The organism is Brachybacterium sp. GCM10030267 (genome assembly GCF_042666875.1).
Taxonomy (GTDB): domain Bacteria; phylum Actinomycetota; class Actinomycetes; order Actinomycetales; family Dermabacteraceae; genus Brachybacterium.
Window position 1 is genome coordinate 22447 of record NZ_JBHTCX010000007.1, and the last position, 24738, is coordinate 47184.

General features: G+C 71.8%; 25 protein-coding genes. 12 read left to right on the forward strand and 13 right to left on the reverse strand.

Annotated elements, in window-relative coordinates; genetic code table 11:
* Nucleotides 1-56: 56 nt before the first annotated feature.
* Entirely contained in the window at nt 57-2579 is a 2523-nt protein-coding gene (locus tag ACFQS2_RS05345; protein ID WP_377018311.1) for a DEAD/DEAH box helicase, read from the forward strand.
* Between the two features lie 98 nt (nt 2580-2677).
* Here ACFQS2_RS05345 and ACFQS2_RS05350 read toward each other — a convergent pair whose 3' ends face one another.
* The 7 genes from ACFQS2_RS05350 to ACFQS2_RS05380 form a co-directional block, all read right to left on the reverse strand.
* Nucleotides 2678-3010, reverse strand: a complete 333-nt coding sequence (locus ACFQS2_RS05350; protein WP_377018310.1) for an Rv3654c family TadE-like protein — start codon at nt 3008-3010, stop codon at nt 2678-2680.
* Nucleotides 3007-3402, reverse strand: coding sequence for a TadE family type IV pilus minor pilin (locus ACFQS2_RS05355; RefSeq protein WP_377018309.1), 396 nt, complete (start codon nt 3400-3402; stop codon nt 3007-3009). Before ACFQS2_RS05355 ends, ACFQS2_RS05350 begins: the two co-directional genes overlap by 4 nt.
* The gene (locus ACFQS2_RS05360) at nt 3402-3602 is read right to left on the reverse strand and encodes a DUF4244 domain-containing protein (RefSeq protein WP_377018308.1); all 201 of its coding nucleotides are present in this window, start codon (nt 3600-3602) and stop codon (nt 3402-3404) included. Before ACFQS2_RS05360 ends, ACFQS2_RS05355 begins: the two co-directional genes overlap by 1 nt.
* Nucleotides 3603-3806: 204 nt before the next feature.
* Complete coding sequence (locus tag ACFQS2_RS05365; RefSeq protein ID WP_377792942.1) at nt 3807-4907, reverse strand: type II secretion system F family protein; 1101 nt, start codon at nt 4905-4907, stop codon at nt 3807-3809.
* Nucleotides 4904-6187, reverse strand: a complete 1284-nt coding sequence (locus ACFQS2_RS05370; protein ID WP_377018306.1) for a TadA family conjugal transfer-associated ATPase — start codon at nt 6185-6187, stop codon at nt 4904-4906. Before ACFQS2_RS05370 ends, ACFQS2_RS05365 begins: the two co-directional genes overlap by 4 nt.
* Nucleotides 6184-7362, reverse strand: a complete 1179-nt coding sequence (locus tag ACFQS2_RS05375; RefSeq protein ID WP_377018305.1) for a hypothetical protein — start codon at nt 7360-7362, stop codon at nt 6184-6186. The genes ACFQS2_RS05370 and ACFQS2_RS05375 overlap by 4 nt, the downstream gene beginning before the upstream one ends.
* Nucleotides 7363-7807: 445 nt before the next feature.
* Nucleotides 7808-8608 carry an exodeoxyribonuclease III gene (locus ACFQS2_RS05380; protein WP_377018304.1) on the reverse strand — a complete coding sequence of 267 codons (801 nt, stop codon included), beginning with the start codon at nt 8606-8608 and terminating at the stop codon, nt 7808-7810.
* Between the two features lie 89 nt (nt 8609-8697).
* On the opposite strand from ACFQS2_RS05380, the gene ACFQS2_RS05385 reads away from it, so the two are divergent.
* The 4 genes from ACFQS2_RS05385 to fbaA all read left to right on the forward strand — a co-directional run bounded on the left by ACFQS2_RS05385 (nt 8698) and on the right by fbaA (nt 12115).
* Complete coding sequence (locus ACFQS2_RS05385; RefSeq protein WP_377018303.1) at nt 8698-9543, forward strand: SDR family NAD(P)-dependent oxidoreductase; 846 nt, start codon at nt 8698-8700, stop codon at nt 9541-9543.
* A gap of 110 nt (nt 9544-9653) precedes the next feature.
* Nucleotides 9654-10268 carry an orotate phosphoribosyltransferase gene (locus ACFQS2_RS05390; RefSeq protein WP_377018302.1) on the forward strand — a complete coding sequence of 205 codons (615 nt, stop codon included), beginning with the start codon at nt 9654-9656 and terminating at the stop codon, nt 10266-10268.
* A 9-nt stretch (nt 10269-10277) separates the two neighbouring features.
* Nucleotides 10278-10916 carry a TrmH family RNA methyltransferase gene (locus tag ACFQS2_RS05395; protein ID WP_377018301.1) on the forward strand — a complete coding sequence of 213 codons (639 nt, stop codon included), beginning with the start codon at nt 10278-10280 and terminating at the stop codon, nt 10914-10916.
* Nucleotides 10917-11086: 170 nt separating this feature from the next.
* Nucleotides 11087-12115: a class II fructose-bisphosphate aldolase gene (gene fbaA, locus ACFQS2_RS05400; RefSeq protein ID WP_377018300.1), complete on the forward strand. Its 1029-nt coding sequence runs from the start codon at nt 11087-11089 to the stop codon at nt 12113-12115.
* Nucleotides 12116-12536: 421 nt separating this feature from the next.
* Here the strand turns inward: fbaA and ACFQS2_RS05405 are convergent, their stop codons facing one another.
* The 6 genes from ACFQS2_RS05405 to ACFQS2_RS05430 all read right to left on the reverse strand — a co-directional run bounded on the left by ACFQS2_RS05405 (nt 12537) and on the right by ACFQS2_RS05430 (nt 17583).
* Nucleotides 12537-12857, reverse strand: coding sequence for a DUF2516 family protein (locus ACFQS2_RS05405; protein ID WP_377792943.1), 321 nt, complete (start codon nt 12855-12857; stop codon nt 12537-12539).
* A gap of 51 nt (nt 12858-12908) precedes the next feature.
* Nucleotides 12909-14216, reverse strand: coding sequence for an aromatic acid exporter family protein (locus ACFQS2_RS05410; RefSeq protein WP_377018298.1), 1308 nt, complete (start codon nt 14214-14216; stop codon nt 12909-12911).
* A complete protein-coding gene (locus ACFQS2_RS05415; RefSeq protein WP_377792944.1) occupies nt 14213-14647 on the reverse strand; it encodes a hypothetical protein in 435 nt (144 codons plus the stop codon). The genes ACFQS2_RS05410 and ACFQS2_RS05415 overlap by 4 nt, the downstream gene beginning before the upstream one ends.
* A gap of 192 nt (nt 14648-14839) precedes the next feature.
* On the reverse strand, nt 14840-15961 hold the full coding sequence (locus ACFQS2_RS05420) for a YgfZ/GcvT domain-containing protein (protein ID WP_377792946.1): 1122 nt from the start codon (nt 15959-15961) through the stop codon (nt 14840-14842).
* On the reverse strand, nt 15954-16640 hold the full coding sequence (locus ACFQS2_RS05425; RefSeq protein ID WP_377792947.1) for a heme-binding beta-barrel domain-containing protein: 687 nt from the start codon (nt 16638-16640) through the stop codon (nt 15954-15956). Before ACFQS2_RS05425 ends, ACFQS2_RS05420 begins: the two co-directional genes overlap by 8 nt.
* A gap of 193 nt (nt 16641-16833) precedes the next feature.
* Entirely contained in the window at nt 16834-17583 is a 750-nt protein-coding gene (locus tag ACFQS2_RS05430) for a hypothetical protein (protein WP_377018294.1), read from the reverse strand.
* A 137-nt stretch (nt 17584-17720) separates the two neighbouring features.
* Here ACFQS2_RS05430 and mshD point away from each other — a divergent pair, with 137 nt between their 5' ends.
* The 7 genes from mshD to pstB all read left to right on the forward strand — a co-directional run bounded on the left by mshD (nt 17721) and on the right by pstB (nt 24657).
* Entirely contained in the window at nt 17721-18644 is a 924-nt protein-coding gene (mshD, locus tag ACFQS2_RS05435; RefSeq protein ID WP_377792948.1) for a mycothiol synthase, read from the forward strand.
* 3 nt (nt 18645-18647) lie between these two features.
* Nucleotides 18648-19592, forward strand: a complete 945-nt coding sequence (locus ACFQS2_RS05440) for an NUDIX domain-containing protein (RefSeq protein WP_377792949.1) — start codon at nt 18648-18650, stop codon at nt 19590-19592.
* Nucleotides 19593-19664: 72 nt separating this feature from the next.
* Nucleotides 19665-20159 (forward strand): DUF4190 domain-containing protein, encoded by a 495-nt coding sequence (locus tag ACFQS2_RS05445; protein ID WP_377792950.1) that lies wholly within the window; start codon nt 19665-19667, stop codon nt 20157-20159.
* A gap of 237 nt (nt 20160-20396) precedes the next feature.
* Complete coding sequence (gene pstS / locus ACFQS2_RS05450) at nt 20397-21548, forward strand: phosphate ABC transporter substrate-binding protein PstS (RefSeq protein WP_377792951.1); 1152 nt, start codon at nt 20397-20399, stop codon at nt 21546-21548.
* 108 nt (nt 21549-21656) lie between these two features.
* A complete protein-coding gene (gene pstC / locus ACFQS2_RS05455; protein WP_377792952.1) occupies nt 21657-22673 on the forward strand; it encodes a phosphate ABC transporter permease subunit PstC in 1017 nt (338 codons plus the stop codon).
* Nucleotides 22674-22680: 7 nt separating this feature from the next.
* Nucleotides 22681-23844, forward strand: coding sequence for a phosphate ABC transporter permease PstA (gene pstA / locus ACFQS2_RS05460; protein WP_377792954.1), 1164 nt, complete (start codon nt 22681-22683; stop codon nt 23842-23844).
* A 27-nt stretch (nt 23845-23871) separates the two neighbouring features.
* On the forward strand, nt 23872-24657 hold the full coding sequence (gene pstB, locus ACFQS2_RS05465) for a phosphate ABC transporter ATP-binding protein PstB (RefSeq protein ID WP_377018287.1): 786 nt from the start codon (nt 23872-23874) through the stop codon (nt 24655-24657).
* Nucleotides 24658-24738 lie beyond the last annotated feature (81 nt).

Below are 24738 nucleotides of genomic sequence, written 5' to 3' on the forward strand. Positions count from 1 at the left end.
CACCTGGAGCCGGAACGGAGGCCAGGTGTGGACGATGCGCAGGGAATGAGGAGCGGATGCGGGCAGGCAGAGCGGCCGATCTCCTGGCCGATCTCACGCAACCGCCGACCCGCCGAACGTGCCTGACCCACGTCGAGGAGCGTCCGGCCCGGGAGGGCCGCCGCGGCTTCTTCCCCGAGTGGGCGGACCCGCGCCTGGTCGCGCACCTGGCTGAGCGCGGAATCACTGCGCCGTGGATCCACCAGCAGGAAGCCGCGGAACTCGCCCATGGCGGCACGCACGTGGTGCTGGCCACAGCGACCGCCTCGGGCAAGTCGCTGGGGTACCTGCTGCCCGTGCTCACCGCGATCGGCGCCCGTGAGCTCGAGCCGGAGGCGCGCCGTGCCACCGCGCTGTATCTCTCGCCGACCAAGGCGCTCGCCGCGGATCAGCTGACCAACATCACCACCATGGCCGACGGGGCCGGACTGCGTGATGCCCGGATCGCGGTCTATGACGGGGACACCCCCACCGAGCAGCGGCGGTGGGTGCGCCGCCACGGAACCGTGGTGCTGACCAACCCGGACATGCTGCACTTCGGGATCCTGCCCGGCCATGAGCAGTGGGCGAGCTTCTTCCGCGCTCTGCGCTACGTGGTCATCGACGAGTGCCACAGCTACCGCGGCGTCTTCGGCAGCCACGTGGCGATGGTGATGCGTCGCCTGCGCCGGATCGCCGCCCACTACCGCGCCGACCCGACCTTCATCCTGGCCTCGGCCACCACGGCGAACCCGGAGCTGTCGGCCTCCCGGCTCATCGGGCAGGACGTCACCCCGGTCGTCGAGGACGGCTCCCCGCGGGCCGGGCTGACCATCGGGCTGTGGGAACCGGGCACGCGCACGCGCGTGGACGGACGCGGTCCGGGGCGGAGCGACGACGCCGACCCCGAGGGCGAGGCGGATCCCGCCGGCGCGGGAGCCGGGTCCGGCCCGGACGCCGCGAAGGCCACGGACGACGGCGCCCCGGCCGGGGTAGATGCCGGAGATGGCGAGGGCGGGGCCACGAGTGGCAGCGGCGCCACGAGCGAGGAGCCGCTGCGTCGCTCGGCCACCAGCGAGGCCGGAGCGATCCTGGCGGACCTCGTCGAGCGCGACGTCCAGACACTGGTCTTCGCCCGCTCCCGGCGCGGCGCTGAACTGGTCTCGGGCAGTGCCCGGCGGCTGCTCGAGCAGAAGGCGGAGCACGCCTTCGCTCCGGAGCTCGCGGACAGGGCGAAGCGCGTGGCCGCCTACCGCGGCGGGTACCTCGCCCGGGAACGCCGGGCTCTCGAGGACTCTCTGCGCTCGGGCGAGCTCAAGGCGCTCGCCTCCACCAACGCCCTCGAGCTCGGCATCGACATCGCCGGGCTGGACGCCGTCGTGGTCGCCGGCTGGCCGGGCACCCGCGCGTCCCTGTGGCAGCAGTTCGGCCGGGCCGGGCGCCGTCAGGACCGCGACGGCGGCGCGCTCGCCCTGTTCGTCGCACGGGAGGACCCGCTGGACACCTACGTCGTCCACCACCCCGAGACCGTGTTCGGGGCTGAGGTCGAGGCCGCGGTGTTCGATCCCGCGAACCCGTACGTCATGACCCCTCACCTGTGCGCAGCGGCCTCGGAGCTGGCGATCCGCGACGGCGAGGAGAGCATCTTCGGACCCACCGCTCGCGACCTGCTGACCACGCTCGCCGCTCGAGGTGTGCTGCGCTCGCGCCCCACCGGCTGGTACTGGACCATGACGGAGTCCGCGCACGAGCTGACCGATCTGCGCGGCAGCGGCGGGGAACCGGTGCGAATCGTCGAGGAGGCCAGCGGCACACTGCTGGGCACGGTCGACGCCGCCAGCGCGCACACCCAGGTCCACGACGGCGCCGTGTACCTCCACCAGGGCATGAGCTATGTGGTGAATCATCTGGACGTGGAGCGGGCGGTCGCGTTCGTCCATCGCGAGGATCCGCTGCACTCGACCCATCCCCAGACCACCTCGACCATCCGCATCCGGCAGGTGGACCGCGAGGTGGCGTGGTCCGGTGGGGTCCAGCTGTGCTTCGGCACGGTGGACGTCACCGACCAGGTCACCGGCTACCAGGTGCGGGACGTGTTCACGCAGACGGTCCTGGCCCAGCATCCGCTGGATCTGCCCCCGCGCACCCTGACCACCAAAGCCGTGTGGTGGGTGATCCCGCAGGAGCGCACCGACGCCGCCGAGATTCCCGGGGAGGAGCTGCCCGGGGCCCTGCACGCCGCCGAGCATGCCGCGATCTCCATGCTGCCGCTGCTGGCCACCTGCGACCGGTGGGACATCGGAGGGGTCTCGGCCGCCCAGCACGAGGACACCGGCGAGCCGACCATCTTCGTCTACGACGGAGCGCCCGGCGGTGCCGGCTTCGCCGAGCGCGGCGCCGAGGACGCGCACGCCTGGCTCAGAGCCACCGCGGACATGATCGCGGAGTGCCCGTGCGAGGCGGGGTGCCCCGCCTGCGTGGTCTCCCCGAAGTGCGGCAACGGCAACGAGCCGCTGTCCAAGGCTCAGGCCGAACGCCTGCTGGAGATCCTCCACCCCTGACCTCCGCAGAGGCTCCTCGCCCGGCCACTCGAGGTCGGCCGCCGCCGACGTTCCCAGCCTCTCGACCCCCGGGAATCGGGTGATCGTCGACCGCGAGTTCACGGCAGGTCCGCGGGGCCGGGGCCCGCCCGCGCGCGGGCCGTTGCCGCGGGCAGGGGAGAGGCGTCGACTTGGACCTGCACGACCACGTCCCACTCCCGCTGCTCGCAGCTGGTCAGCTGCGCACCGTTGCGGGAGGCGGCTTCCGCCGCCACCGCGCAGGGTTCGCCGCTGGCCGCCGCCAGGGCGTCGGCCCCCGCGAGGGACGCGAGGTCAGCGGCGGTCGCCGCGCGCGACTGCGCAAGCAGCCCGGTGCCCAGCAGGGACAGCCCGGCCAGGGCCGCGGTCGTCGCTCCCGTCCAGGCCAGGACTCCGGCGGCACCCGTGCTCACGAGACGCCGCCGTCGATCAGGTGCGGCTCCCGCCGCGCTTCCGCATCGGCGCTCAGCTCCCAGTTCGCCCCGGCCAGCGGTCCCGAGGGAGCCTGCAGGGTCCGAGTCGTTTCGACGTGCACCCACATGCCGGTACCGGAGACATGGACCTGGGTGCCCTCGCCGCCGATGCGCTGAGCGGTGGCGACCGCCGCACCGGCATCCTCCCCGCGCGCGAGCTCGCGGGCAGCGCCGCGGGCTGCGCTCTCCAACCGGATCTGGGTGCCCAGCCCCGCTCCGGTCAACAGGATGACGACCACCATCGCGACCACGACGGGCAGCACGATCGCCGTCTCCGCCGTGGCGGACCCCCGGTCGTCCCGCCAGCGGGACGACCGGGCGGACCGCGTCATCACGAGCCCATCGACAGGGCCGAGGTGATGATGCCCAGCAGGATCTCGCGCACCTCCCCGGACGCCAGCAGGGCGACCAGGACAGCGGCGAACCCGCAGGCTGCGAGCACCGTGATGGCATATTCGGCGGTCGATGCGCCGGTCTCGTCCCGCATCACACGGTCGAGGGCGCGGCGCATCCGGATCTTGGTCACGGACATGGTGTTCTCCTTCTCGTCGTGGGCGGCGCACCGCCCGTGGGTGAGCGGCCGTGGCCGCTCGGTCCGGAACGGCGGGCGCCGTTCCGGGAGGGCAGCTGCAGCTGCCGACGTGGGCCAGGGCCCACGCACCGGGAGGCTCCCGGTGGTCGGAGGGGTCGCGGGGAGGTGCCGCGCGACCGGGTCGAGGGCTTCCTGGGCGGGAGCTCATGGCACGGCGCCCGCCGTGGTGAGGGAGAACGTGCCGCCGAGCAGCGACATGACGGTGGGGATGATGCCCAGGACCACGAACGCGGGCAGAAGCGCGAGACCGGTGGGCAGCACCAGGCGCACCGCGAGCTGAGCGGCCCGTACCTCGGCGTGCCGAGCCCGGCCGCGCCGGGCGTCGCGGGCCGCGGAGCGCAGGACGTGGGCGAGATCCGCGCCGGCCGTCTCCGCGAGGACCGCGGACTCCCCGAGCGCTGTGAACTCCGCCGGCAGCTCCCGGGTGGCCACAGCTGCAGGGACCCCGGCCTCCAGAGATGTCGCGAGCCGCTCGAGAGCGTGGGCGTCCGGTCCGGCCGTGAGGGCGCCGGCCACCGCGGAGACGGACCGGGACAGCGGCAGCCCGGATTCGAGGGCGCCGGCGATCAGCTCGAGCACGACCGAGGGATCCACGCGCTGCCCGCTGGGCGGATCGGCCCGGCGGATCAGGCGCCGCATCCACCACCAGCCCAGCCCGGTCAGCGCGATGCCGAGCGCGCCCATCAGGTTCCCGGCGGGCGAGGCCAGCAGCAGCCGGAGCGGATCCCCGCCGAGGAGGATCCCCAGCCCGAGCCCGGCCAGGGGAAGCACCAGCAGGATCCGGGCGGTGGAGCGGGGCCCGGCGAAGGCACTGCGGCGGGCCTGGGCGGCGTCGTGGAGGTCCCGGAGCGCATCGGCCAGGCTCTGCAGCATTCCTGCCGTCGGCGCCCCGGTGCGCTCGCAGACGGTCAGTGCGGCGCCGAGGGAACCGATCACCTCCGTCTGCCGCAGTCGCCCCGGGGCTCCGCGTCTCGGGTCGGCCCCGGCCGCGGCGGCGCGGGCCAGCTCGGTGAGCTCACCCTCGGGCAGGGACCGGGCGATGGCGCCCCAGGCCTGACGGATGCTGGAGCCGGAGCTGATCACGGTGGCGAGCTGCTCGATCATGCGCGCCACCTCGAGGGTGCCCGCACCAGCGCGTGGGACCCGGGCTCTCACCGGGCGGGGGCCGGCCAGGACCGGAGGGGGAGTGAGCACCCAGGCGAGCGTGGCCGCGGCGGTCAGAGTGAGCAGCGCAGTGACGATCATGCCGCCCTCCGTCGCGCCCGGGTCTCCGGGGACGAGGAGGAGGCGCCGGTCCCGGCCGGGGCGGGCGAGGAGGCGCCGCGACCGGTCTCGGCCGCGGGCGAGGCCGCACGGCCGGGCGGGTGCAGCCGTGCCGCCAGCTCCCCGGCCGCCGGGCCCTCCCGCAGCTTTCCCCCGTCCACCCTCAGCGCTGTGGTCGCTCCCAGCGTCCCCTCCCGGTCCCGGTGCAGCAGGGCGATCTCGTCGAGGGCGCGGACCCCGTCGTGCCGCCCGAGGTGGACGACCACCTCGAGGGCGCTGCCGACCTGGGCCGCGAGAGCGCCCCGGTCCAGGCCGCCGAGCGCGCCCAGGGCCTCCAGGCGTGCCGGCACGTCCCTCGCGGTGTTGGCGTGGACGGTGCCGCAGCCGCCCTCGTGGCCCGTGTTCAGGGCCTGCAGCAGCTCCCGGATCTCCGCGCCCCGGCACTCACCGAGCACGATCCTGTCAGGGCGCATCCGCAGGCTCTGGCGCACCAGGGCGGTGAGGTCCACGGCGCCCGCGCCCTCACTGTTGGCATGGCGGGACTGCAGGTGGACCACGTGCGGGTGGTCGACGGCGAGTTCGAGCACGTCCTCGACCACCACGATCCGCTCGTCGGCCGGGACCTCGCGCAGCATCGCCGCCAGCAGTGTCGACTTCCCGGTGCCGGTGCCACCGGTGACCAGGAACGGGACCCGGGCCGTGATGACGGCCATGAGCACCTCGCGGGCCTCCCGGCCGAATGCGCCCAGTCGCTGGAGGTCATCGAGATCGAGGCGCTCCTGGCCGGGGAGACGCAGCGAGAGGATCGCCCCGCCCGGTGACAGCGGGGGCAGCACCGCGTGGAACCTGATCCCCGAGGGCAGGTGCGCATCGGCCCAGGGGACCGCGTCGTCCAGACGTCGTCCGCCGGCGGTCGCCAGCCGTACTGCGAGGTCCCGGGCCTGTGCGGGAGCGAGATGGATCGCGGCGGGGCGCAGCCCGTCTGCGTCGTCGAGCCACACCGAGCCGTCGTCGTTGACCAGGAGGTCCGTCACGCCGGGCCCGGTCAGTGGCTGCAGAGGGCCGAGCCCGTCGATGTGGTCGCGGATGCGCGTGGTCAGCTCGAGGGTGGCCGCGGCGCCGAGCACCCTGCCCTGCCGGCGCAGCACCCGGGCGATGCGGGGCACGTCCACCGCGCCGGGTGATCGCACGAGGTCTTCCCGCACCAGCTCCAGCAGAGGAGAGAGCTCCGCGTCGGAGGTGGGCGGGTGCACGGTGCTCATGACGCCCTGCCCGCAGCCAGCCCGGTGAGCAGCCGGCGCGCGGCGCGGTCGGCGCCGCGGCGCCGCGCATCCAGCAGGGGCACCGTCGAGCGGGGGCTGTCGCGGAACGATGCGGCCAGCGGCAGGTCGAGATCGTGGGCGACCTCCGCCGGCGTCAGGGGCCCGCGCCGGCGCACCACGGCCTGCGCCAGCATCTCGGGTGGGCGCCACGCGCGCAGACGGCGGGCACTCGCCCGGACTGCATGATCCGTGGAGGGGACCACCATGAACAGGTGATCAGCGTGCTCGGCAGCGACGGGTACGAGACCGGCACCGAGGTCCACCACCACCGTTCCGCCGAGCGGGGACAGCGCCGAGAGGACGCGGGAGAGGGTCTGCGGATCGGGGCCGGCATGGTCCCCGGAGATCAGCAGGTGCACGTCGTCGACCCGGGGCAGGCCCTCGCGCAGTGCCTCTCCGTCGTCGGGACCCAGTCCGGTCGCCTCCTGCCACCCGATGCCGCTGGTGGGCGAGGTCTCGACCAGGAGATCCAGACCGCCGCCGAGGGGATCGGCGTCGACCAGGACCACCGGACCGTGGGTGCGCGCGGCTCCGGCGAGACGTGCAGCGAAACTGGAGGCACCCGCCCCTCCGCAGCCGCCGGCCACGGCGAGCACCGTGGAGGCACCGCGGGGCCGCGCCAGCTCGGAGAACTGGGAGAGGAGCTGCTCGGATCCATCCGGCAGCGGGATCACGGCCAGGGCACCGGCGGCGAGGGCGTGCTGCCACAGCGATGCCGGGATGTCGACCTCGGCGGTGACCACGATCAGCGGGGAGCGGCTTCCGGCACCGTCCGAGTCGCCGCGCACGAGCGATGCTCCCTCGACCACGACGCATGCGCAGGGACCCGCGGAGGAGTCGACGAGCGCCATCCCCGCGGCGGTGGCGTGGTCCCGGACCAGCTCGCGCAGGCTCTCGTCCTGACCGCTCCAGCGCACCTGGGCAGGGCTGTCCGCGGCTCCCGCCACCGGTCCGTCGGGCCCGGCGCTGCGTGCGGCCGCCCGACCGGGGAACCGGGAGCGCTGTCGCCTCGGGCCGGAGCCCGGATGGACATCCGGCTCGGTCCGCAGGGTGGGATCGTGGGGATCCGGCGGCCGCGATGCAGCCGGGAGCTGAGGGATGGTGGTGCTGGTCATGCGGCCAGCGTGACTGCTGCGGTGGGGCGCTCGCCCGGCAGTGGCCCGGGTGGTGGACGAGGCCGCTATGTGGAGGAAAGATCGCTCTCACCGAGGGCTTGCAGGGACCTCGCGGCGGGCGTAGTGTGATGTGGACAACGACGAATACCGGCACCGGAACCCACGTGCGATTGGTCCCCGCAACGGACCGGCTGCGAGGCGTCGAAAGCGCCACCGCAACCACTTATCGTGCACGCCTGATCCCGATGCAGATGGCTCGTCCGGAGCGGCGCCGCGACTGATCGCGACGCCGCTCCTCCTTGCGTCCTATCTCTCGTCGTATCTCCTCGCGGCGAGCCTCCGTGCGGCGGCGCATCCTCGCCTTCCGGCGGCGCATCCTCGTGGACCGCAGCCCGCTCTGGTCCGCCGGCCGTGGTCGTGGCGCGGGAACCGGCGGGGGAGGACCTCAGAACTCGAGGTCCACGATCACCGGGGCGTGGTCCGAGGCGCCCTTGCCCTTGCGCTCCTCGCGATCGATGAGCGAGCCGCGCACCGCGGACTGCACGGCCGGGGACCCGAGCACGAAGTCGATGCGCATGCCCTCCTTCTTCGGGAAGCGCAGGGCCTGATAGTCCCAGTAGGTGTACACACCGGGGCCCGGATGGTCGGGGCGCACCACGTCGGCGTACCCGGCCTCGACCACCGCCCGGAACGCCGCCCGCTCCGGCTCGGTGACGTGCGTCTTCCCCTCGAAGAACTCCATGTCCCACACGTCCTCGTCCTGCGGGGCGACGTTGAAGTCCCCGACGAACACCGTGCGCGACTGCGGGTTCGCGGCCAGCTCGCGCTCACCCTCGGCGCGCAGCGCGTCCAGCCAGCGCAGCTTGTAGGCGTAGTGCGGGTGGCCGAGCTCGCGCCCGTTGGGCACGTACAGCGACCAGATCCGCAGGCCGTCACCGACCACGCCGCCGATCGCACGGGCCTCGACCACGCCGGTGCCGTCCTCCGGCCAGGCCGGCACCGCCGGCAGCTCGGTGCGCACGTCGGTGAGGCCGACGCGGGAGATCAGCGCCACCCCGTTCCACTGATTCAGCCCGTGCGCGCGGACCTCGTAGCCCGCCGCCTCCAGGGCCGTGAGATCCAGCTGTTCGGGCTTGGCCTTGGTCTCTTGCAGAGCCAGCACGTCGACGTCGTGCCGCTCCAGGAAGGCCAGCACCCGATCCATCCGTGCCCGCAGCGAGTTGATGTTCCAGGTCGCGATCCGCATGGCCCCGATCCTACGGGCGGCGTCAGATCGACGCAGGCCCACGGCCCGTCGCCGCCGTCGTGCGGCCCGCGCAGTCGTAAACTCAGGACATGGCGCGCGCACTCGTCACCGGTTCGACGTCCGGACTCGGTCTGGAGTTCGCCTGGCAGCTGGCCGGGACCGGGCACGACCTCGTGCTGGTCTCGCGCGACGAGGACCGCCTGCGTGCGGTCTCCGAGCAGATCCGCGATGTCCACGACGTCAGCGTGGAGATCCTTCCCGCAGACCTCTCGGACCGACAGCACCTCGAGCGGGTCGCGGTCCGTCTCACCGATCCCGTCGACCGGATCGATCTGCTGGTCAACAATGCCGGCTACGGGCTCCGCGGCGGGTTCCTGGAGATCGGCGTGGGCGACCACGAGAAGCAGATGGACACCCTCATGAAGGCGGTCCTGGTCCTCTCCCACGCGGCGGCGCGCGCGATGGTCCAGCGCTGCCGCGGAGCGATCATCAACGTCAGCTCGCTCGCCGGGTACACCACCGCCGGCCCCTACGCCGCCTCCAAGAGCTGGGTCACGGTCTTCACCGAGTCGCTGGCGATGGAGCTCAAGGAGACCGGCGTGACCGCGACCGTCCTGCTGCCGGGGTTCGTGCAGACGGAGTTCCACGAGCGGGCCGCGATGACGATGGACGGCCTGCCGCGCATCACCTGGCTGAAGGCCCCCTTCGTGGTCGAGCAGGCGCTCAAGGACGCCGCCAAGGGCAACGTCATGTCGATCCCGTCGGTCAAGTACCGCACCGCCGGCGAGTTCTCCCGGATCGCCCCGCGGCCCCTCGTGCGCGCACTGACCTCACCGACCTGGTACCGCAGGATGCAGCAGCGGGCCGTGCTGCGCTCGCGCCGGAAGGCCTCGCGCCGCAACCTGCACGCCCCCTGGCAGCGCGAGGAGGGTTAGGCGGGCCGACCCAACGGCGGCGCGATGCGGCCGACGGACTGCACGGCCGGCGGGGCCGACGGGCTGAATTTCCGACGGGACGACGAGGGAGAGTCCATTACGCTGGCATCATGCCGGAGACCAGCCCCGATTCCCCCGTGTCCGCTCCGATCGAGGTCGCCCGTGAGCGTCTGCGCGTCCTGATCCGGGACCTCGCCGTCGTCCGCGGACACGTCGTCCTCTCCTCGGGTGCCGAGGCGGATCACTACGTCGACCTGCGTCGCGTCACCCTCCACCACGAGGCGGCGCCGCTGGTCGGTCGAGTCATGCTGGACCTCCTGCACCGCGAGGGCCTGGTCCCCGGCGTCGAGGCCGTCGGCGGGCTCACCCTGGGGGCGGACCCGGTCGCGACGTCGATCCTGCACGCCGCCGCTCACGCTCCCGGCGCCGCGGGCGATGAGCGCAGAGCGCTGGACGCGTTCGTCGTGCGCAAGGCCAACAAGGCCCACGGTCTGCAGCGACGCATCGAGGGGCCCGACGTCACCGGGCGCCGTGTCGTCGCCGTCGAGGACACCTCCACCACCGGGGGCAGCGTGCTGACCGCCTGCGAGGCACTCACCGAGGACGGCGCCGACATCGCCGCCGTCGCCGTGATCGTGCACCGCTCCGAGGCGTCCCGCGAGGCCGTCGAGGCCGCCGGGTACCGCTACCTCGCGGCCTACGACATCTCCGAGCTGGAGATCTGAGCACCGTCCATGAGCGAGCCCGAACCCGGCCGCGAGGTCGGTGTAGGCCCCCATCCCGAGCCCTGGCCGGAGGATCCGCGCCTGGATCCTGAGCTGCTCGCGCACGGGGACCGCCGCAACGTCGAGGACCGCTACCGGTACTGGCGGCGCGAGGCGATCATCGCCGACCTCGACACCCACCGGCACGAGCTGCACGTGGCCATCGAGAACCTCGAGCACGACGCGAACATCGGCTCCGTGGTGCGCACCGCGAACGCCTTCGCCGTCGGCGCCTTCCACATCGTCGGCCGGCGCCGCTGGAACCGCCGCGGCGCCATGGTCACCGACCGCTACCAGCACGAGATCCACCATCCCGACGCCGCCGAGCTCATCTCCTGGGCCCGGGCGCACGGCCGCCCGCTGGTCGCGATCGACCTGGTGCCCGGTGCCCTGCCGATAGAGCGCACACCGCTGCCGCGCGACGCGGTGCTGGTCGTGGGCCAGGAGGGTCCCGGCGTGAGCCCGGAGATCCTCGCCGCCGCGGACCTCGTCGTCGGCATCACCCAGTTCGGATCCACCCGCTCGATCAACGTCGCCGCCGCGGCCGCGATCGCGATGCACACCTGGATCATCCAGCACGCCGATCTCCCCGAGGGGCCGCTGCGCTGACGTATGCGCCGACCACGAGCCGCTGCGGCGGTGGCCGCTCTCGTGGGATGAGAGCCCGGTCGGCTCGAAAGGGCCCTATGGGACAATGAGCCGGATAGGACGATCGTGCGAGACGCACTCCGCGCCGCCGGTCATCGTCACGGACTCTCTTCAGCGAAGGAGCATGCCTCATGGCAGTCGCAACCCCGGATCAGTACGCAGAGATGATCGACCACGCCAAGCGCGGGAAGTTCGCCTACCCGGCGGTCAACGTCTCGAGCTCGCAGACCGCTATCGCCGCCCTGCGCGGCTTCAGCGAGGCGAACTCCGACGGCATCATCCAGGTGTCCTTCGGCGGCGCCGAGTACCTCTCGGGCTCCACGGTCAAGGACCGTGTCGCGGGCTCCATCGCACTGGCCGAGTTCGTGCACGCCGTGGCGAAGAACTACCCGATCAACGTCGCGCTGCACACCGACCACTGCCCCAAGGAGGCCCTCGACAACTGGGTCGAGCCCCTCATCGCCTGGGACCTCGAGAACCGCGTGAACAAGGGCCTGGACCCGCTGTTCCAGTCGCACATGTGGGACGGCTCCGCCGTGCCGGTCGACGAGAACCTCGAGATCGCCGAGAAGCTGCTGGAGAAGTCCGCCGCCGCCAAGAAGATCCTCGAGATCGAGATCGGCGTCGTCGGCGGCGAGGAGGACGGCATCCAGGCCGACGTCTCCAACGACAAGCTCTTCTCCACCCCCGAGGACGGCCTCAAGACGGCCGCCAAGCTGGGCCTGGGCGAGCGGGGCCGCTACCTCACCGCACTCACCTTCGGCAACGTGCACGGCGTGTACAAGCCGGGCAACGTGAAGCTGCGTCCCGAGATCCTGGGGGAGATCCAGAAGGCCGTCGGTGCCGAGTACGGCAAAGACCTGCCCTTCGACCTGGTGATGCACGGCGGCTCCGGCTCCACCCTGGAGGAGATCCAGGAGGCGGTGGACAACGGCGTCATCAAGATGAACATCGACACCGACACCCAGTACGCCTTCACCCGCCCCGTCGCCGCTCACATGTTCGAGAACTACGACGGCGTGCTGAAGATCGACGGCGAGGTCGGCAACAAGAAGGCCTACGACCCCCGCGCCTGGGGCAAGAAGGCCGAGGCCGGCCTGGCCACGCGCCTGGTCGAGGCCTGCGAGAACCTCCGCAGCGCCGGCTCCCACAAGGCCTGATCGACGTACTGCGAGCTTGCGAGCGGTAGGAGATCGGGCAGTGCGGAACCGGCTGATCGACGTACTGCGAGCTTGCGAGCGGTAGGAGATCAGGCAGTGCGGAACCGCTTGATCGACGTGCTGCGAGCTTGCGAGCGGTAGGAGATCGGGCAGTGCGGAACCGCTTGATCGACGTGCTGCGAGCTTGCGAGCGGTAGGAGATCGGGCAGGTCGCTAGAGGCCGATCGACCCGATCGACTGCCACCGTCCCCGGGCTCGACCCGGGGACGGTGGCACCTGAACTTTGGCCACTGACGACGCATTTCCAGCGGATTATGCGACGTCAGTGGCCAAAGTTCGTTCTATGTCGACGGGCGGCATGGGCGCGGTCGAGGGGACCGGGCCGACGGGTCATGGATCGGCGGTCCAGCGTGAGCGGCGCTTACCAGCGGTTGCCGCGAGCGCGCCCCATGACCCGCTTCAGCGCGGGCAGCACGTCGGCCAGGAAGATCCCGGCGATCACGACGCCGGCCAGCATGAACAGCATCGAGGAGCCGCCGCTGCCGATCGGATAGGGCAGGGAGAGGAAGCCCAGCAGCAGCGCCACGCCCGTGAGGATCCCCCAGAACAGCTTGCTGCGCTTGCCGGCCGCCGTGTAGGCGTCGGGACGGAAGCGGATCGCGTTCACGAACGCCCAGATCTCGATGGCGAACAGGGCGAGCGCGAGGACGGCGAAGATCCACGTCTGGATGAGTCCGATCATCCGGCCAGGATAACCGCGCCCGCCGAACGCCCGCTGGCAGGCGGCTCGGCCTCAGCTGCGCCGATCGGGGTCGGAGCGGTCGGTGATCAGCAGTTCGAGCGCCTCCGTGGTGGCCGGCGGTTCGACCGCCTTCATCTCCTGCGTCATCAGGCGCGGGCCGATCGCGTCCCCGTCGGCGGCGACGAGCAGGCTGGGCAGGAACTGCTTGGCCTCCTGGGAGGTCAGCCCCGTGGCCTGGAGCAGGTCGATGGCCAGGGAGCGCAGCTGGATCGCGAGGGTGACTCCCTCGAAGTGGCCGGCACGGCCCGGCCGCACGCCCTCGTCGTTGCGCAGCAGCATCTCGGGGGTCAGGTAGGAGGCGAACAGGCGCAGCTTGCGCCGGGCCTCGGTGAAGTCGACCTCGTCGTGCCGGACGGCCGTCCCCAGCTCCGTCACGGCGTCGCGCGCGGCCAGCAGCGCGTCGGCCAGGGTCGAATGCGCATCCCCGCGCACGGCGTCGAGGAACTCCACCTCGTGCCGGGCGATCACCCGCATGTTGCGCATCGCGCGGTCAGAGCCCACCAGCAGGTGCTGCAGGCGGCCGACGTCGCCGGCGTGACGCAGCCCCGCGGGGGAGAAGGTGGCCATCTCGTTGGCGGCGTCATTGGCCAGCTGCCACTCATCGGTGTACTTCTGGGAGTTGTTGCGGATGCTCACCAGTGCTGCCTGGGCGACGCCGCGATCACCGCTGCGTGCGGCCAGGGCGAGGGAGACCAGCGTGTCCTCCAACTCCTGGAAGAACGAGCATGCAGCCCGGCGCTGGGGGCGCCGGGGATCCCCCGAGAACAGCAGATGGATCACGATCGCGACGACCACGCCCGTCAGCGCATCCAGCACGCGCCCGCCCGGGGTCATGTTCGGGGTGAGCGGCATGATGGTCACCAGCAGGGACTGGATCGCGGTCTGGATCCCGAAGAGGTTGCTGGAGTCGATGAAGCGCGCGAGCATCCCGGCGACGAACACGACGACCAGGATCTGCCAGGTGCCGGAGCCGATCAGGGAGCGGGCGATCTCGCCGATGACCACGCCGAGCATCACTCCGGCGGCCATCTCGAAGATCTTGCGGACCTTCTTCTCGATGCCGAATCCGATGATGACGAACGCGGCGATCGAGGCGAAGAACGGGTACTGGTGATCCCAGATCAGGCCGCTGAGCAGGTAGGCGAGGGCGGCCGCCACCGCCGCGCGGGTGACGGTCACGGCGTCGGAGCGGCCGCGGGAGGCGCCCTGGGCCAGCCAGCCGGCGACGGCCCCGCGGACGCGATCGAGCAGGGGAGCCCGCTGCGGAGTCCCCCCGGGCGGAGGAGAGGCCTGGCTCATGGGCGCACCGGGTCCTCGAGCCGCATCTCCAGCAGCTCCTCGAGCCGGAACGTGTCGCCGTCGCGGGCTCCGCGGCCCACCACCAGCGGTGCCGGCGACGGGGCAGGGGTGGCGCCGCGCAGCCGGGACCGCAGGCCGCCGTCGACCCGCATCACGTAGTAGCGGCCCTCGGCGTCGACCGCGAGGGACCGGTCGCGCTTGAGGTACCAGCCCCGGAGTGAGGTGCGGATCGTCCCGCCGCCGGTGTACGGCCGGGCGCGCAGCGGGATCGGATGGATACCGGCCTCCCGGAATCGTGCGACCGCGTCACGGATGGTGGCGGTGGCCCTGAGGTGCTCGTCCTCGCGGGCGGCGTGCAGCGCCTGCTCCTTGGCCTCGAGCACCTGTCGTCGCTGCCGGCTCCAGTCCTGCTGCTCGCCCTGTGCACTCATGGTTCCCATTGTTCCAGGCCCGTCCGGGCGCCGCAGGACGAGCACGGTAGGAGAGCGGTGCGAATGCTGTGCAGGCTGCGTGGACGTTCGGGCGGGCCGAACGGTACGGGTGCCGGGACGGAACGACCGGCTCGGGCGCCGGCACCGGCCAGGGGCGCACCCACGGCCGGCACCTGCCGTGCTGTGCGCGCCTCAGAGCTTGGCGGTCGCCGGTCGGTCGCCGTGGTCGCGGGGCACCACGACCGGCTCCTGCGACGCATCGATCCACACCGAGCTCGTCTCCCCGTCGGCGGCGGAGACAGGGACCTCCACGGCCAGAGCGGCGTCGAGCGGGACCGCTCGTCGGACCACGGCCAGCGCGATCGGCCCGAGATCGGCGTGCAGGGCCGCGGAGGTGACGGCGCCGATGACCTTCCCGTCGGACCCGCCGAGACGCACCTCGCCGCCGGGGGCGGCGGGCACGTCCTGCGAGCCGTCCAGGTGGAGCATGACCAGGCGGCGCGGGGGCTGGCCGAGGTTGAGGACCTTCGCGACGGTCTCCTGGCCGCGGTAGCAGCCCTTGGTGGTGTGCACGGTCGTGCGCAGCAGATCGAGCTCGTGGGGGATGCTGCGCTCGTCCACCTCCCGGGCCGCCCGGGCGCGGTGGTCGGCGATCCGCAGCGCTTCCCACGAGGACATCCCGGCGAGGTGGTCGGAGCGCCAGGGCACCTGAGCGAGAGCGTCGGCATCGGCGACGGTGAGCACGGCGCCCACCGGGTCGTCGGGATCCGGCCCGTAGGCCACCCCGCCGGGGGCGACCTGCGGCCAGGGCTCGGACCAGACGGCGACCGGAGCGGGCAGGTCGAGCTCGGGCAGGACGTCGGCGGCCGGCGCGGTGCCGCCGAGAACGCGCAGGTCATCACGATCGGTCAGCTCGACGCGCGCCGCGAAGCGCATCATCTCCAGGTAGCGGCGAAGGCCCGCGCGGGCTCCGGCATCGAGCACCAGCAGCAGCGTCTCCTCCGCGGTGACCACGGCGGAGGCGAGGTGCTCGACCCGGCCCTGCGGCGAGAGCACGGCGAGGCTGGCCGAGGAGCCGACGGGGATGCCCTCGAGAACCTGGGTGGTCACGGTGGTCATCCAGCTGCGGGCGTCGGGGCCGGTGACCTCGAGCACCTCGAAGTGGCCGAGGTCGACGACGGCGCGGCCATCCAGCAGCCGGCGCTGTTCGCGCAGCGGTGCGCCGTAGTGGGCGGGCACCGCCGCATCCGGGCCGTCGCCGAGGACGGCTCCTGTGCTCAGCAGCGGGCGGATGTGACGGTCGGTCTCAGGCACGGTGGAGCTCCACGGAGATGTAGGGGGTCATGTCGGTCTCGCCGGTCTCGCTCGCGGCGCCGGGGACCCGCTGCTCCCACAGCCACATCAGGTTGCCGCCGACGTACCCGAACATGCGGGTCGCCGTGACCTCGGGGCTGCCATCCGCCGCGGGCTCGCCCAGGGCGAGCTGGATGCGGGGTCCCCGGACCTCACCGGCCCATTCCGGGCCGGCCGGGTCGTCACGGGGCGAGTCCTCACCGGCCGCGTGCTCTCCGGCCCGGTCCCGGCGCTCGAAACGCGCCCGCAGCCCGTAGGACAGGAAGCTGGCGGGATCGCCCGGCTTGGCCGCGCGGGCCGCGGCGACATCCTGGCCGGGCAGCACGTCGCCGACGGTCCAGATGCCGTCCTCACGCATCAGCAGGGTGCGCTCGCCCGTGCCCGCGGCAGGGGGCGCGTCCGCCCGGGCGAAGGCGCTGGTGGGAGGGAGCGGGGCGGGCGCGTCGACCTCGTGGATCGTCGAGCGCCAGCCCATGGTGCCGTCCTCGCGGGCGGTGCACACCAGGTGCTGCTGGACGCGGCGTTCGCCGGCGTCGGGATCCCCGGGGCGATGGAGGGCTCCGGAGCCCTGCCAGCTGCCGATCAGCCAGGCGAGCGGGTACAGCGGCTCCGGGAGGGAGGGGTCGAGTGTGATGGGCATGGGAGCCGATCAGCCGCTCAGCGGTCGAACAGGCGCAGCAGCACCAGGACGGCGAATGCCAGGGTGCCGAGACCCACCAGGACCACGAGCGAGATGAAGATCAGGGAGAGCGCGGACATGCCGCAGAGTCTATCGTCCACGAGCTGCGGCGAGCAGTGCGCGACGGAGCGGTCCGGGGAGCGGCCGGGAGTGCTCAGGGCAGCAGCATCACCGCGAGGTGGGCGACCACACCGATGGTGGCCACGGGCACCACCGCCACCGCGAGCGAGGGGACCGGCTCCCGCGCCACCAGGGAGGACCCTGCCAGCAGATGCGCACAGCTGCCCCCGATCGCGACCACGAGGCCGAGCCCGATCGCCAGGGGCAACGACACCGCCAGGAGCGCAGAGGCCAGCGCCGCCGTCACCCCGGCGCCCGCGCCCGCGGAGAGCACGAAACGCAGGCCGGCCGGCAGCGCCGTGGCGTTGATCAGGAGAGTCGCGGCGAGACCCGCCGCGATGGCCGAGACCAGAGCGGCCCGGCCCTCGGCAGCGGCCTGGGCCTGCGCCAGCACCCAGCACGCCGCGACCCCGGCCGCGAACACCCCTGCCACCGTGCCGGTGAGAGAGGCCGTCAGGTCCCGCCGGTCCCGGCGCAGCATCTGGTGGACGAAGGAGGCGAACACCCCGACGGCGCACGCCATCACGATCCCGGTCATCGGGGCGATGCGGTCCGACGGGGCGGAGACGATCACGGCGCCGGCGATACCGGTGCCCGCCATCACCACCGCCGTCCCGACCGCGGAACGGAGCTCGAGCAGGCCCGGCCAGGCGATACCCAGCAGCACGGTGAGCAGGGCCACGAACGTCGCCATCACCACCGGCGACAGCGGGCCGGTCAGCGAGATCAGAGTCAGCAGCAGCGCCAGTGCGGCACCGAGCGGGGCGCGCTCGGGAGCGGTCATGAGGCCTCCCTCGCACTCGGTTCCGGTCACTTCGCCGTCGCCGACGAGCGTGGTCAGGCGGGCGCTACAGTGTCAGTCTACGAGCGCCCGCAGGCGGCGGCATCCACAGCGAACCGTCCGAGCCCCGGAAGGACCCCATGATCACGACGGCTGCCCTGTCGCAGACCCAGCGCGACGCGGCCCGTGAGCTGCTCGATGCAGTCACCGCGCACGACGGAGTCGCCCCGCTGGACGAGGCGGCGCGGCTCGCCCTGACGGGAGATTCCGCACAGCACCTGCTCCTGCCCGCCGGACCCGAGCACAGCACGGACCCCGGAGCCGATCCGGCCGCGGCGGAGACGCTGCTCGGCTACGCGAGCCTGCTGCCCGACGGCACCGTCCAGGGCATGGTCCATCCCGGCCATCGCCGGCGCGGGCACGGCACGGCGCTGCTGCGAGCCGCCCTCGAGCTGCGTCCCGACGCGGGCGTCTGGGCCCACGGCGCCCTCGACGGGTCGCTCGCCTTCCTCACCGCTGCGGGCATGCACGAGACCCGCCGACTGCTCACGCTGCGTCGAGAGCTCGCCGCCGGGGATCCGGTGCGGGACGTCGCCGTCCCGACGCTCGAGGACTTCCGGCTGGACTCCTTCGACCTCGAGCGCGATGCGGATCGCTGGGTCGAGGTCAATGCGCTGGCGTTCGCCGATCACCCCGAGCAGGGCTCGCTGGGGCGGGCCGATCTGGACCGGCGGCTGGCCGAGCCCTGGTTCGACGCCGGCGACCTGCTGGTCGCCCTCCAGCACGAGGAGCTGGTCGGATTCGTGTGGATCAAGCGGGACGCGGCGGAGGGCCCTGAGGCCGACGCCGAGATCTACGTCGTCGCCACCGCGCCGTCCGTCCAGGGCCACGGTGTGGCGGGGTACCTGCTGGCTGCGGCGCTGCGGCGGCTGCAGGCCGCGGGCGTGCCCGGCGTCGAGCTCTACGTCGAGGCAGACAACACCGCGGCACTGCGCCTGTACGAGGCGTGGGGCTTCACCGTCTCGGGCCGGGACGTGCAGATGCGCGCGGCGGCGAAGGCCTGACCCGTGCGCGTCGCCCCCGGCAAGCCGCCGCCCGTGCTCGCTGCCGGTGCCCTCGCCTGGCGGGAGGGCACCGAGGGTATCGAGGTGATGCTCGTCCACCGCCCGCGCTACGACGACTGGTCCGTGCCCAAGGGGAAGCTCGACAAGGGCGAGACCTTTCCGGCGGCCGCCGTGCGCGAGGTGGCCGAGGAGACGGGGTACCGCGTGCGTCTGCACCGGCCGCTGCCCGCATCGGTGTACCTGCTGCCCGACGGCCGCACCAAGATCGTGCAGTACTGGACGGGGACGGTGCGGGCGAAGACCGCGCCCGGGCCGCTGGACCCCGGTGAGATCGACGAGGTGCGGTGGGTAGGGCTCGACGAGGCGGAGTCCCTGGTCACCCGCCAGGGCGACCAGGTCTCCCTGGTGGCGCTGCGTCGCTATCTCGATGCCGAGGAGCTGGTCACCGTGCCGATCATCGTCCAGCGCCACGGGGCCGCCGTGTCCCGGGCGAAGTGGCGCAAGGGCGAGAAGTCCCGGCCGCTGAACTCCAAGGGACGCAAGCAGGCGCAGGCCCTGCCGCCGCTGATCGACGCATTCGACCCCGACAGCGTGCTGAGCAGCCCGTGGCAGCGATGTCTGCGCACCGTCGAGCCGGTGGCCCGCATCGAGGGGCTGACGATCCGTACCAAGGATGAGCTGACCGAGGCCGGCCATGAGGCTCATCCCTCTCGGACCGCCGCGGTGATGGCCAGGGTGCTGCACGAGGCGCGCGGCACGGTGGTGTGCACGCACCGGCCCGTCCTGCCGACGGTGATCCAGAGCGTGCGGGACGTCGCCCGGCCCGGCGCCGCTCTCGAGCTGCCGCGCGAGAATCCGTTCCTGGCCGCCGGCGAGGCCCTGATGCTGCATACGACACCGCAGGGTTCCGTGGTCGCGATCGAGCGGCATCTTCCCAACATCGGCTGAGCCCGGGCGCGGGCGGACGCCACCCGGAGGTCCTCGCGGCGACGCTGCGAGGACGAGGAGAAGGAGAAGGGCATGAGCATGGATCAGGGACCGGGGCACTCCGGGTATTCCTGGGGCTCGCCATCCGCGGGCGACCCGTATGCGGGCTCGCCATCAGCGGGCGACCCCTATGCCACGGACCCGCCGGCCGGCGAGGGGTTCGGATCGTCGTTCCCGACTCAGGGTTCCGGAGCGCCGGCAGGGCACGCCTCGTACTCCGCCGGAGTTCCCGTGCCCGGGCCGCCCGGTCCGTACGTGCAGCTGCCCCCGAGCTCGAGCCACGCCATCACGGGCTTCATCCTGGGACTGGCGGGTCTGGTCATGTGTGCAGGTCTCACCGCCCCGGTGGGCATCGTCTTCTCGGCCCTGGGCATGCGCGCCACGTCACCGGAGGCGGACCCGCCGCGCAGCGGCCGGGGCCTGGCGATCGCCGGGCTCGTGACCTCCCTGATCGGCATGATCCCGTTCCTGCTCATGGTCCTCTACATCGGGGCCATCATCGTCTTCGCCATCGTGGAGGCAACGTGAGCGTCGTCGCAGCGAAAGCGCTCACGAGCCTCGCGCGCAGCCCCGTGATAACTTCGTAACCAGAACTGTGACCCGATCGTATCTACGAACTGACCTGCGCGTTCATGCATCCCGGAGGGTTGTTCACCCGCTGTTCACACGAGAGCGGGTGCCGTGTCATCTGCGCTCCCTAGCGTCACCGGCGAAAGACGTCTCCGCAGTAATCACCCCGGGCCCTCGGCCCCGAAAGGACTCGAAGTGAACGTTCGCAAGAACAAGCTCGTCTCACTCGCCGCGCTCGGCCTGGCCGGCGGGCTCGCGCTCTCCGCCTGCGGTGGGGGCAACGGGGAGACCGACGGCGGCAACGGCGGCGGTTCGGCGTCCGACGGCGGCGGCGCCGGCGGCGTCGACTACGCCAGCCTCACCGGGAACCTCGCCGGCTCGGGTGCCTCCTCGGCCCAGGCAGCCCAGACCGCGTGGACCGAGTCCTTCATGGGCATGGTCCAGGCCGAGGGTGGCGACATCCAGGTCACCTACGACGCCACCGGCTCGGGAACCGGTCGCGAGCAGTTCCTCTCCGGCCAGGTGAAGTTCGCCGGCACCGACGCCGCCCTGGACGAGGAGGAGCTCGCCTCCTCCACCGAGGTGTGCAACGGTGAGCAGGCCTTCGACCTCCCGGTCTACATCTCCCCGATCGCCGTGGTGTTCAACCTCGAGGGTGTCGACAACCTCAACCTCACCCCGGAGGCCCTCGCCGGCATCTTCGCGGGCGACATCACCAAGTGGAACGACCCTGCCATCGCCGACGAGAACCCGGATGCCGACCTGCCCGACCAGGACATCGTGCCGGTCCACCGTTCGGACGATTCCGGCACCACCGAGAACTTCACCGACTACCTCTCCCAGGTCGCGCCCGACGCGTGGACGCACGGCCCGATCGAGACCTGGCCCATCGAAGGCGGCCAGTCCGGTGACGGCACCTCGGGTCTGATCTCCACCGTCGAGGGCGGCAACGGCACCATCGGGTATGCCGATGCCTCGCAGGCCGGCAACCTCGGCGTGGCCAGCATCCAGGTCGGCGAGGAGTTCGTGGACTACACTCCCGAGGCCGCCGCCAAGGCCGTCGAGGTCTCCCCGCGCGCCGAGGGCCGCGAGGAGAACGACATCGTCATGGAGCTGGACCGCACCACCACCGAGGAGGGCGTCTACCCGATCGTCCTGGTCTCCTACCTGGCGCTGTGCGGTTCCTACGGGGATCAGGCGACGGCCGACGCCGTCAAGGCCTACGCTTCCTACATCGTCTCCGAGGACGGCCAGCAGACGGCTGCCGAGAACGCCGGCTCCGCTCCGCTGACCCCCGCCCTCTCCGAGGATGCGCAGGCTTCCATCGACGGCATCACCGCGGGCTGAGAATCCTGCCAGATGCACACTGCCGTGCCGCCGGGTCCTTCGTGACCCGGCGGCATCGGCGCGTCACCGCCCCTGTCCCTGTCCCGTGAGCTCTGAGGAAGGCACCTGTTGAGCACCACCGACGTCGAGCCAGACACGCCGGAGGCCCCTCCGGCCTCCCTCAGGAGCAGCAATCGCCGCTTCGGGGACTCCCTCTTCTCCTATCTGAGCATCGGCTCGGGCGTCCTCATCTTCCTGACCCTCGCCGCGGTGGCCATCTTCCTCGGCAGCGAATCGGTGCCGGCCATCCGCGTCAGCACCGAGGTCGTCGGCGAGGCCGAGGGGGAGTTCTCGCTGGTCTCCTACACGCTGCCGTACATCTTCGGCACCGTGCTGGCCGCGGCCATGGCTCTGGCCATGGCGATCCCCGTCGCCATGGGCATCGCGCTGTTCATCTCGCACTACGCGCCGCGCAAGATGGCCTCCGGTCTCGGCTACATGATCGATCTGCTGGCCGCCGTGCCCTCCGTGGTCTACGGACTCTGGGGCGGTATCTGGCTGGTCCCCAAGCTCGAGCCGCTGTACAAGCTCCTCAACAGCACGCTGGGCAGCTGGCCCGTCTGGCCCGAGTTCATCCCCTGGGTCGGAGGGGACCCGGTGATCGCTCTGTTCGCCGGGGATCCGACGGCCCCCATGAACAACCTCGCCTCCGCCTCGGTGGTGCTGGCCGTGATGGTGCTGCCGATCATCACCGCAGTCGCCCGCGAGGTGTTCCTGCAGACGCCGCGCCTCCAGGAGGAGGCGGCTCTGGCGCTCGGGGCGACCCGCTGGGAGACCGTGCGCACCGTGGTGCTGCCCTTCGGTCGCAGCGGCGTGGTCGCCGCCTCCATGCTCGGGCTCGGCCGCGCGCTGGGAGAGACCATGGCCGTGCTGATGATCCTGGCGCCCGGGGCCACCTTCTCCTTCCACATCCTCGAGGTGGGCAGGCACCAGACCATCGCCGCGAACATCGCCTCCCGGCAGGCCGAGGCGTCCGGCGTCGACATGTCCCTGCTGATCTTCGTGGGCCTGGTGCTGTTCGTGCTGACGTTCATCATCAACGCCCTCGCCCGCTGGATCGTCGCGCGCAGCGGCGTGCAGAGCTGAGGTCCTCATGAGCTCCACAACCACCACCGAGAACACCTCCGTCCGACGTCGCCACGACGAGCGCCGGCTGCCCTGGTACCACCTGCTCCTGACCGGCCTGGCCGGCCTGCTGGTGGCCATCGCCATCCTGGCGATCTTCGACGGCCTCTCCATCGCCTCGGCGATCGTGCTGGGCTTCCTCCTCCATCTCGTCTTCGGCTACACCTACTCCCGTATCCGGGAAGGTCGCCGCTGGGCGATGGACCGGCTGATGATGCTGACCGTGATCGGCGCCTTCGCGGTCTCGATGTTCCCCCTGCTCTCGCTGCTGTGGGAGGTGGTCGGCCGCGGCCTGGTCCGTGCGGTCGAAGCCGCACCCACTCCCTTCTCCTTCTGGACCGATTCCATGTCCGGCGTGATCGGCGGCGCCGACGCAGGCGGTGTGCTCCATGCGGCGGTCGGCACACTGCTGATCACCCTGTGGGCCTCGATCATCTCCATCCCGATCGGCCTGTTCACGGCCATCTTCCTGGTCGAGTACGCGGACGTGGGCTGGCGCAGGGTCCTGGGGCAGGGGGTGACGTTCCTCGTCGACGTGATGACCGGTATCCCCTCGATCGTCGCCGGTCTGTTCGGCTTGGCGCTGTTCATCGCCTTCATGCCGGACGACAGCGTGCGCATGGGCATCATGGGCGCCGTGGCACTGTCGCTGCTGATGATCCCCACCGTGGTGCGCTCGAGCGAAGAGATGCTGCGGCTGGTCCCGATGGACCTGCGCGAGGCCTCCTACGCCCTGGGCGTGCCGAAGTGGCTGACCATCGTCAAGGTCGTGCTGCGTACGGCCATCGCGGGCCTGACCACCGGCGTCACCCTCGCCATCGCCCGCGTCATCGGCGAGACCGCGCCTCTGCTGCTGACGGTCGGCATGGTGACGGGCGTGAACTGGAACATGTTCGACGGACGCATGGCGACCCTGCCGACGTTCATCAACCAGCAGTACCGCGCGGGCAGTGCGAACTGCATGAACGATACGGTGAGGAATCCGATCACCGATGAGGTCTACAACTGCTCGATCACGACGAACATCGACCGTGCGTGGGCGGCGGCCTTCACCCTCATCCTCATCGTGATGGTGCTCAACATCGTCGCCCGCCTGGTCAGCTACTACTTCTCCCCGAAGCTCAGCCGCTGAGCCGAAGCCCCACGCGAAAGGACCCTGATGGCAGCCCCTCAGCCCATCAACGTCGAGGATCTCGACATCTATTACGGCGACTTCCTGGCCGTGGAAGGCGTGGACGTCCAGATCCGGCCCCGCTCGGTGACGGCCCTGATCGGCCCCTCCGGCTGCGGCAAGTCGACGTTCCTGCGCACCCTGAACCGTATGCACGAGGTCATCCCCGGTGCCTACGCCAAGGGCAAGGTCGAGATCAACGGCGAGGACATCTACGACCCGAGGATCGACCCGGTCAACGTGCGGCGCCGCGTCGGCATGGTGTTCCAGAAGGCGAACCCCTTCCCGACCATGTCGATCCGCGACAACGTGCTGGCGGGCGTGAAGCTCAACAACCGTCGCATGTCGAAGAACGCCGCTGACGAGCTGGCCGAGCAGGCACTGCGGGGCGCCAACCTCTGGGAAGAGGTCAAGGACCGTCTGGACCGGCCCGGCATGGGTCTCTCCGGCGGCCAGCAGCAGCGCCTGTGCATCGCCCGCACCATCGCCGTCCGCCCCGAGGTCGTCCTCATGGACGAGCCCTGCTCAGCCCTGGACCCGATCTCGACGCTCGCGATCGAGGACCTGATCCACGAGCTGAAGCAGGAGTACACGATCGTGATCGTGACGCACAACATGCAGCAGGCCTCGCGCGTCTCCGATCGCACCGGCTTCTTCAACATCGCGGGCACCGGCAAGCCCGGCCACCTGATCGAGGTCGACGACACCGAGAAGATGTTCACCAACCCCTCGAACAAGGAGACGGAGGACTACATCTCCGGCCGCTTCGGCTGAGAGCCGTCCTCCACCCACAGTCTGACGTCGGCCCCGGGAGATCGATCCCGGGGCCGATGCGCGTCCACGGGCGGGCCGACG

What these genes read in the sequence shown, in the direction of transcription:
- pstA (WP_377792954.1), top strand. Translation starts at nt 22,681, where the DNA reads ATGAGCTCCACAACCACCACCGAGAACACCTCCGTCCGACGTCGCCAC.
- ACFQS2_RS05405 (WP_377792943.1), bottom strand. Translation starts at nt 12,857, where the DNA reads ATGATCGGACTCATCCAGACGTGGATCTTCGCCGTCCTCGCGCTCGCC.
- ACFQS2_RS05410 (WP_377018298.1), bottom strand. Translation starts at nt 14,216, where the DNA reads ATGAGCCAGGCCTCTCCTCCGCCCGGGGGGACTCCGCAGCGGGCTCCC.
- ACFQS2_RS05345 (WP_377018311.1), top strand. Translation starts at nt 57, where the DNA reads ATGCGGGCAGGCAGAGCGGCCGATCTCCTGGCCGATCTCACGCAACCG.
- ACFQS2_RS05430 (WP_377018294.1), bottom strand. Translation starts at nt 17,583, where the DNA reads ATGACCGCTCCCGAGCGCGCCCCGCTCGGTGCCGCACTGGCGCTGCTG.
- ACFQS2_RS05395 (WP_377018301.1), top strand. Translation starts at nt 10,278, where the DNA reads ATGAGCGAGCCCGAACCCGGCCGCGAGGTCGGTGTAGGCCCCCATCCC.
- ACFQS2_RS05425 (WP_377792947.1), bottom strand. Translation starts at nt 16,640, where the DNA reads ATGCCCATCACACTCGACCCCTCCCTCCCGGAGCCGCTGTACCCGCTC.
- ACFQS2_RS05385 (WP_377018303.1), top strand. Translation starts at nt 8,698, where the DNA reads ATGGCGCGCGCACTCGTCACCGGTTCGACGTCCGGACTCGGTCTGGAG.
- ACFQS2_RS05415 (WP_377792944.1), bottom strand. Translation starts at nt 14,647, where the DNA reads ATGAGTGCACAGGGCGAGCAGCAGGACTGGAGCCGGCAGCGACGACAG.
- ACFQS2_RS05355 (WP_377018309.1), bottom strand. Translation starts at nt 3,402, where the DNA reads ATGACGCGGTCCGCCCGGTCGTCCCGCTGGCGGGACGACCGGGGGTCC.
- ACFQS2_RS05380 (WP_377018304.1), bottom strand. Translation starts at nt 8,608, where the DNA reads ATGCGGATCGCGACCTGGAACATCAACTCGCTGCGGGCACGGATGGAT.
- mshD (WP_377792948.1), top strand. Translation starts at nt 17,721, where the DNA reads ATGATCACGACGGCTGCCCTGTCGCAGACCCAGCGCGACGCGGCCCGT.
- ACFQS2_RS05370 (WP_377018306.1), bottom strand. Translation starts at nt 6,187, where the DNA reads ATGAGCACCGTGCACCCGCCCACCTCCGACGCGGAGCTCTCTCCTCTG.
- fbaA (WP_377018300.1), top strand. Translation starts at nt 11,087, where the DNA reads ATGGCAGTCGCAACCCCGGATCAGTACGCAGAGATGATCGACCACGCC.
- ACFQS2_RS05445 (WP_377792950.1), top strand. Translation starts at nt 19,665, where the DNA reads ATGAGCATGGATCAGGGACCGGGGCACTCCGGGTATTCCTGGGGCTCG.
- ACFQS2_RS05360 (WP_377018308.1), bottom strand. Translation starts at nt 3,602, where the DNA reads ATGTCCGTGACCAAGATCCGGATGCGCCGCGCCCTCGACCGTGTGATG.
- ACFQS2_RS05365 (WP_377792942.1), bottom strand. Translation starts at nt 4,907, where the DNA reads ATGATCGTCACTGCGCTGCTCACTCTGACCGCCGCGGCCACGCTCGCC.
- ACFQS2_RS05375 (WP_377018305.1), bottom strand. Translation starts at nt 7,362, where the DNA reads ATGACCAGCACCACCATCCCTCAGCTCCCGGCTGCATCGCGGCCGCCG.
- ACFQS2_RS05390 (WP_377018302.1), top strand. Translation starts at nt 9,654, where the DNA reads ATGCCGGAGACCAGCCCCGATTCCCCCGTGTCCGCTCCGATCGAGGTC.
- pstB (WP_377018287.1), top strand. Translation starts at nt 23,872, where the DNA reads ATGGCAGCCCCTCAGCCCATCAACGTCGAGGATCTCGACATCTATTAC.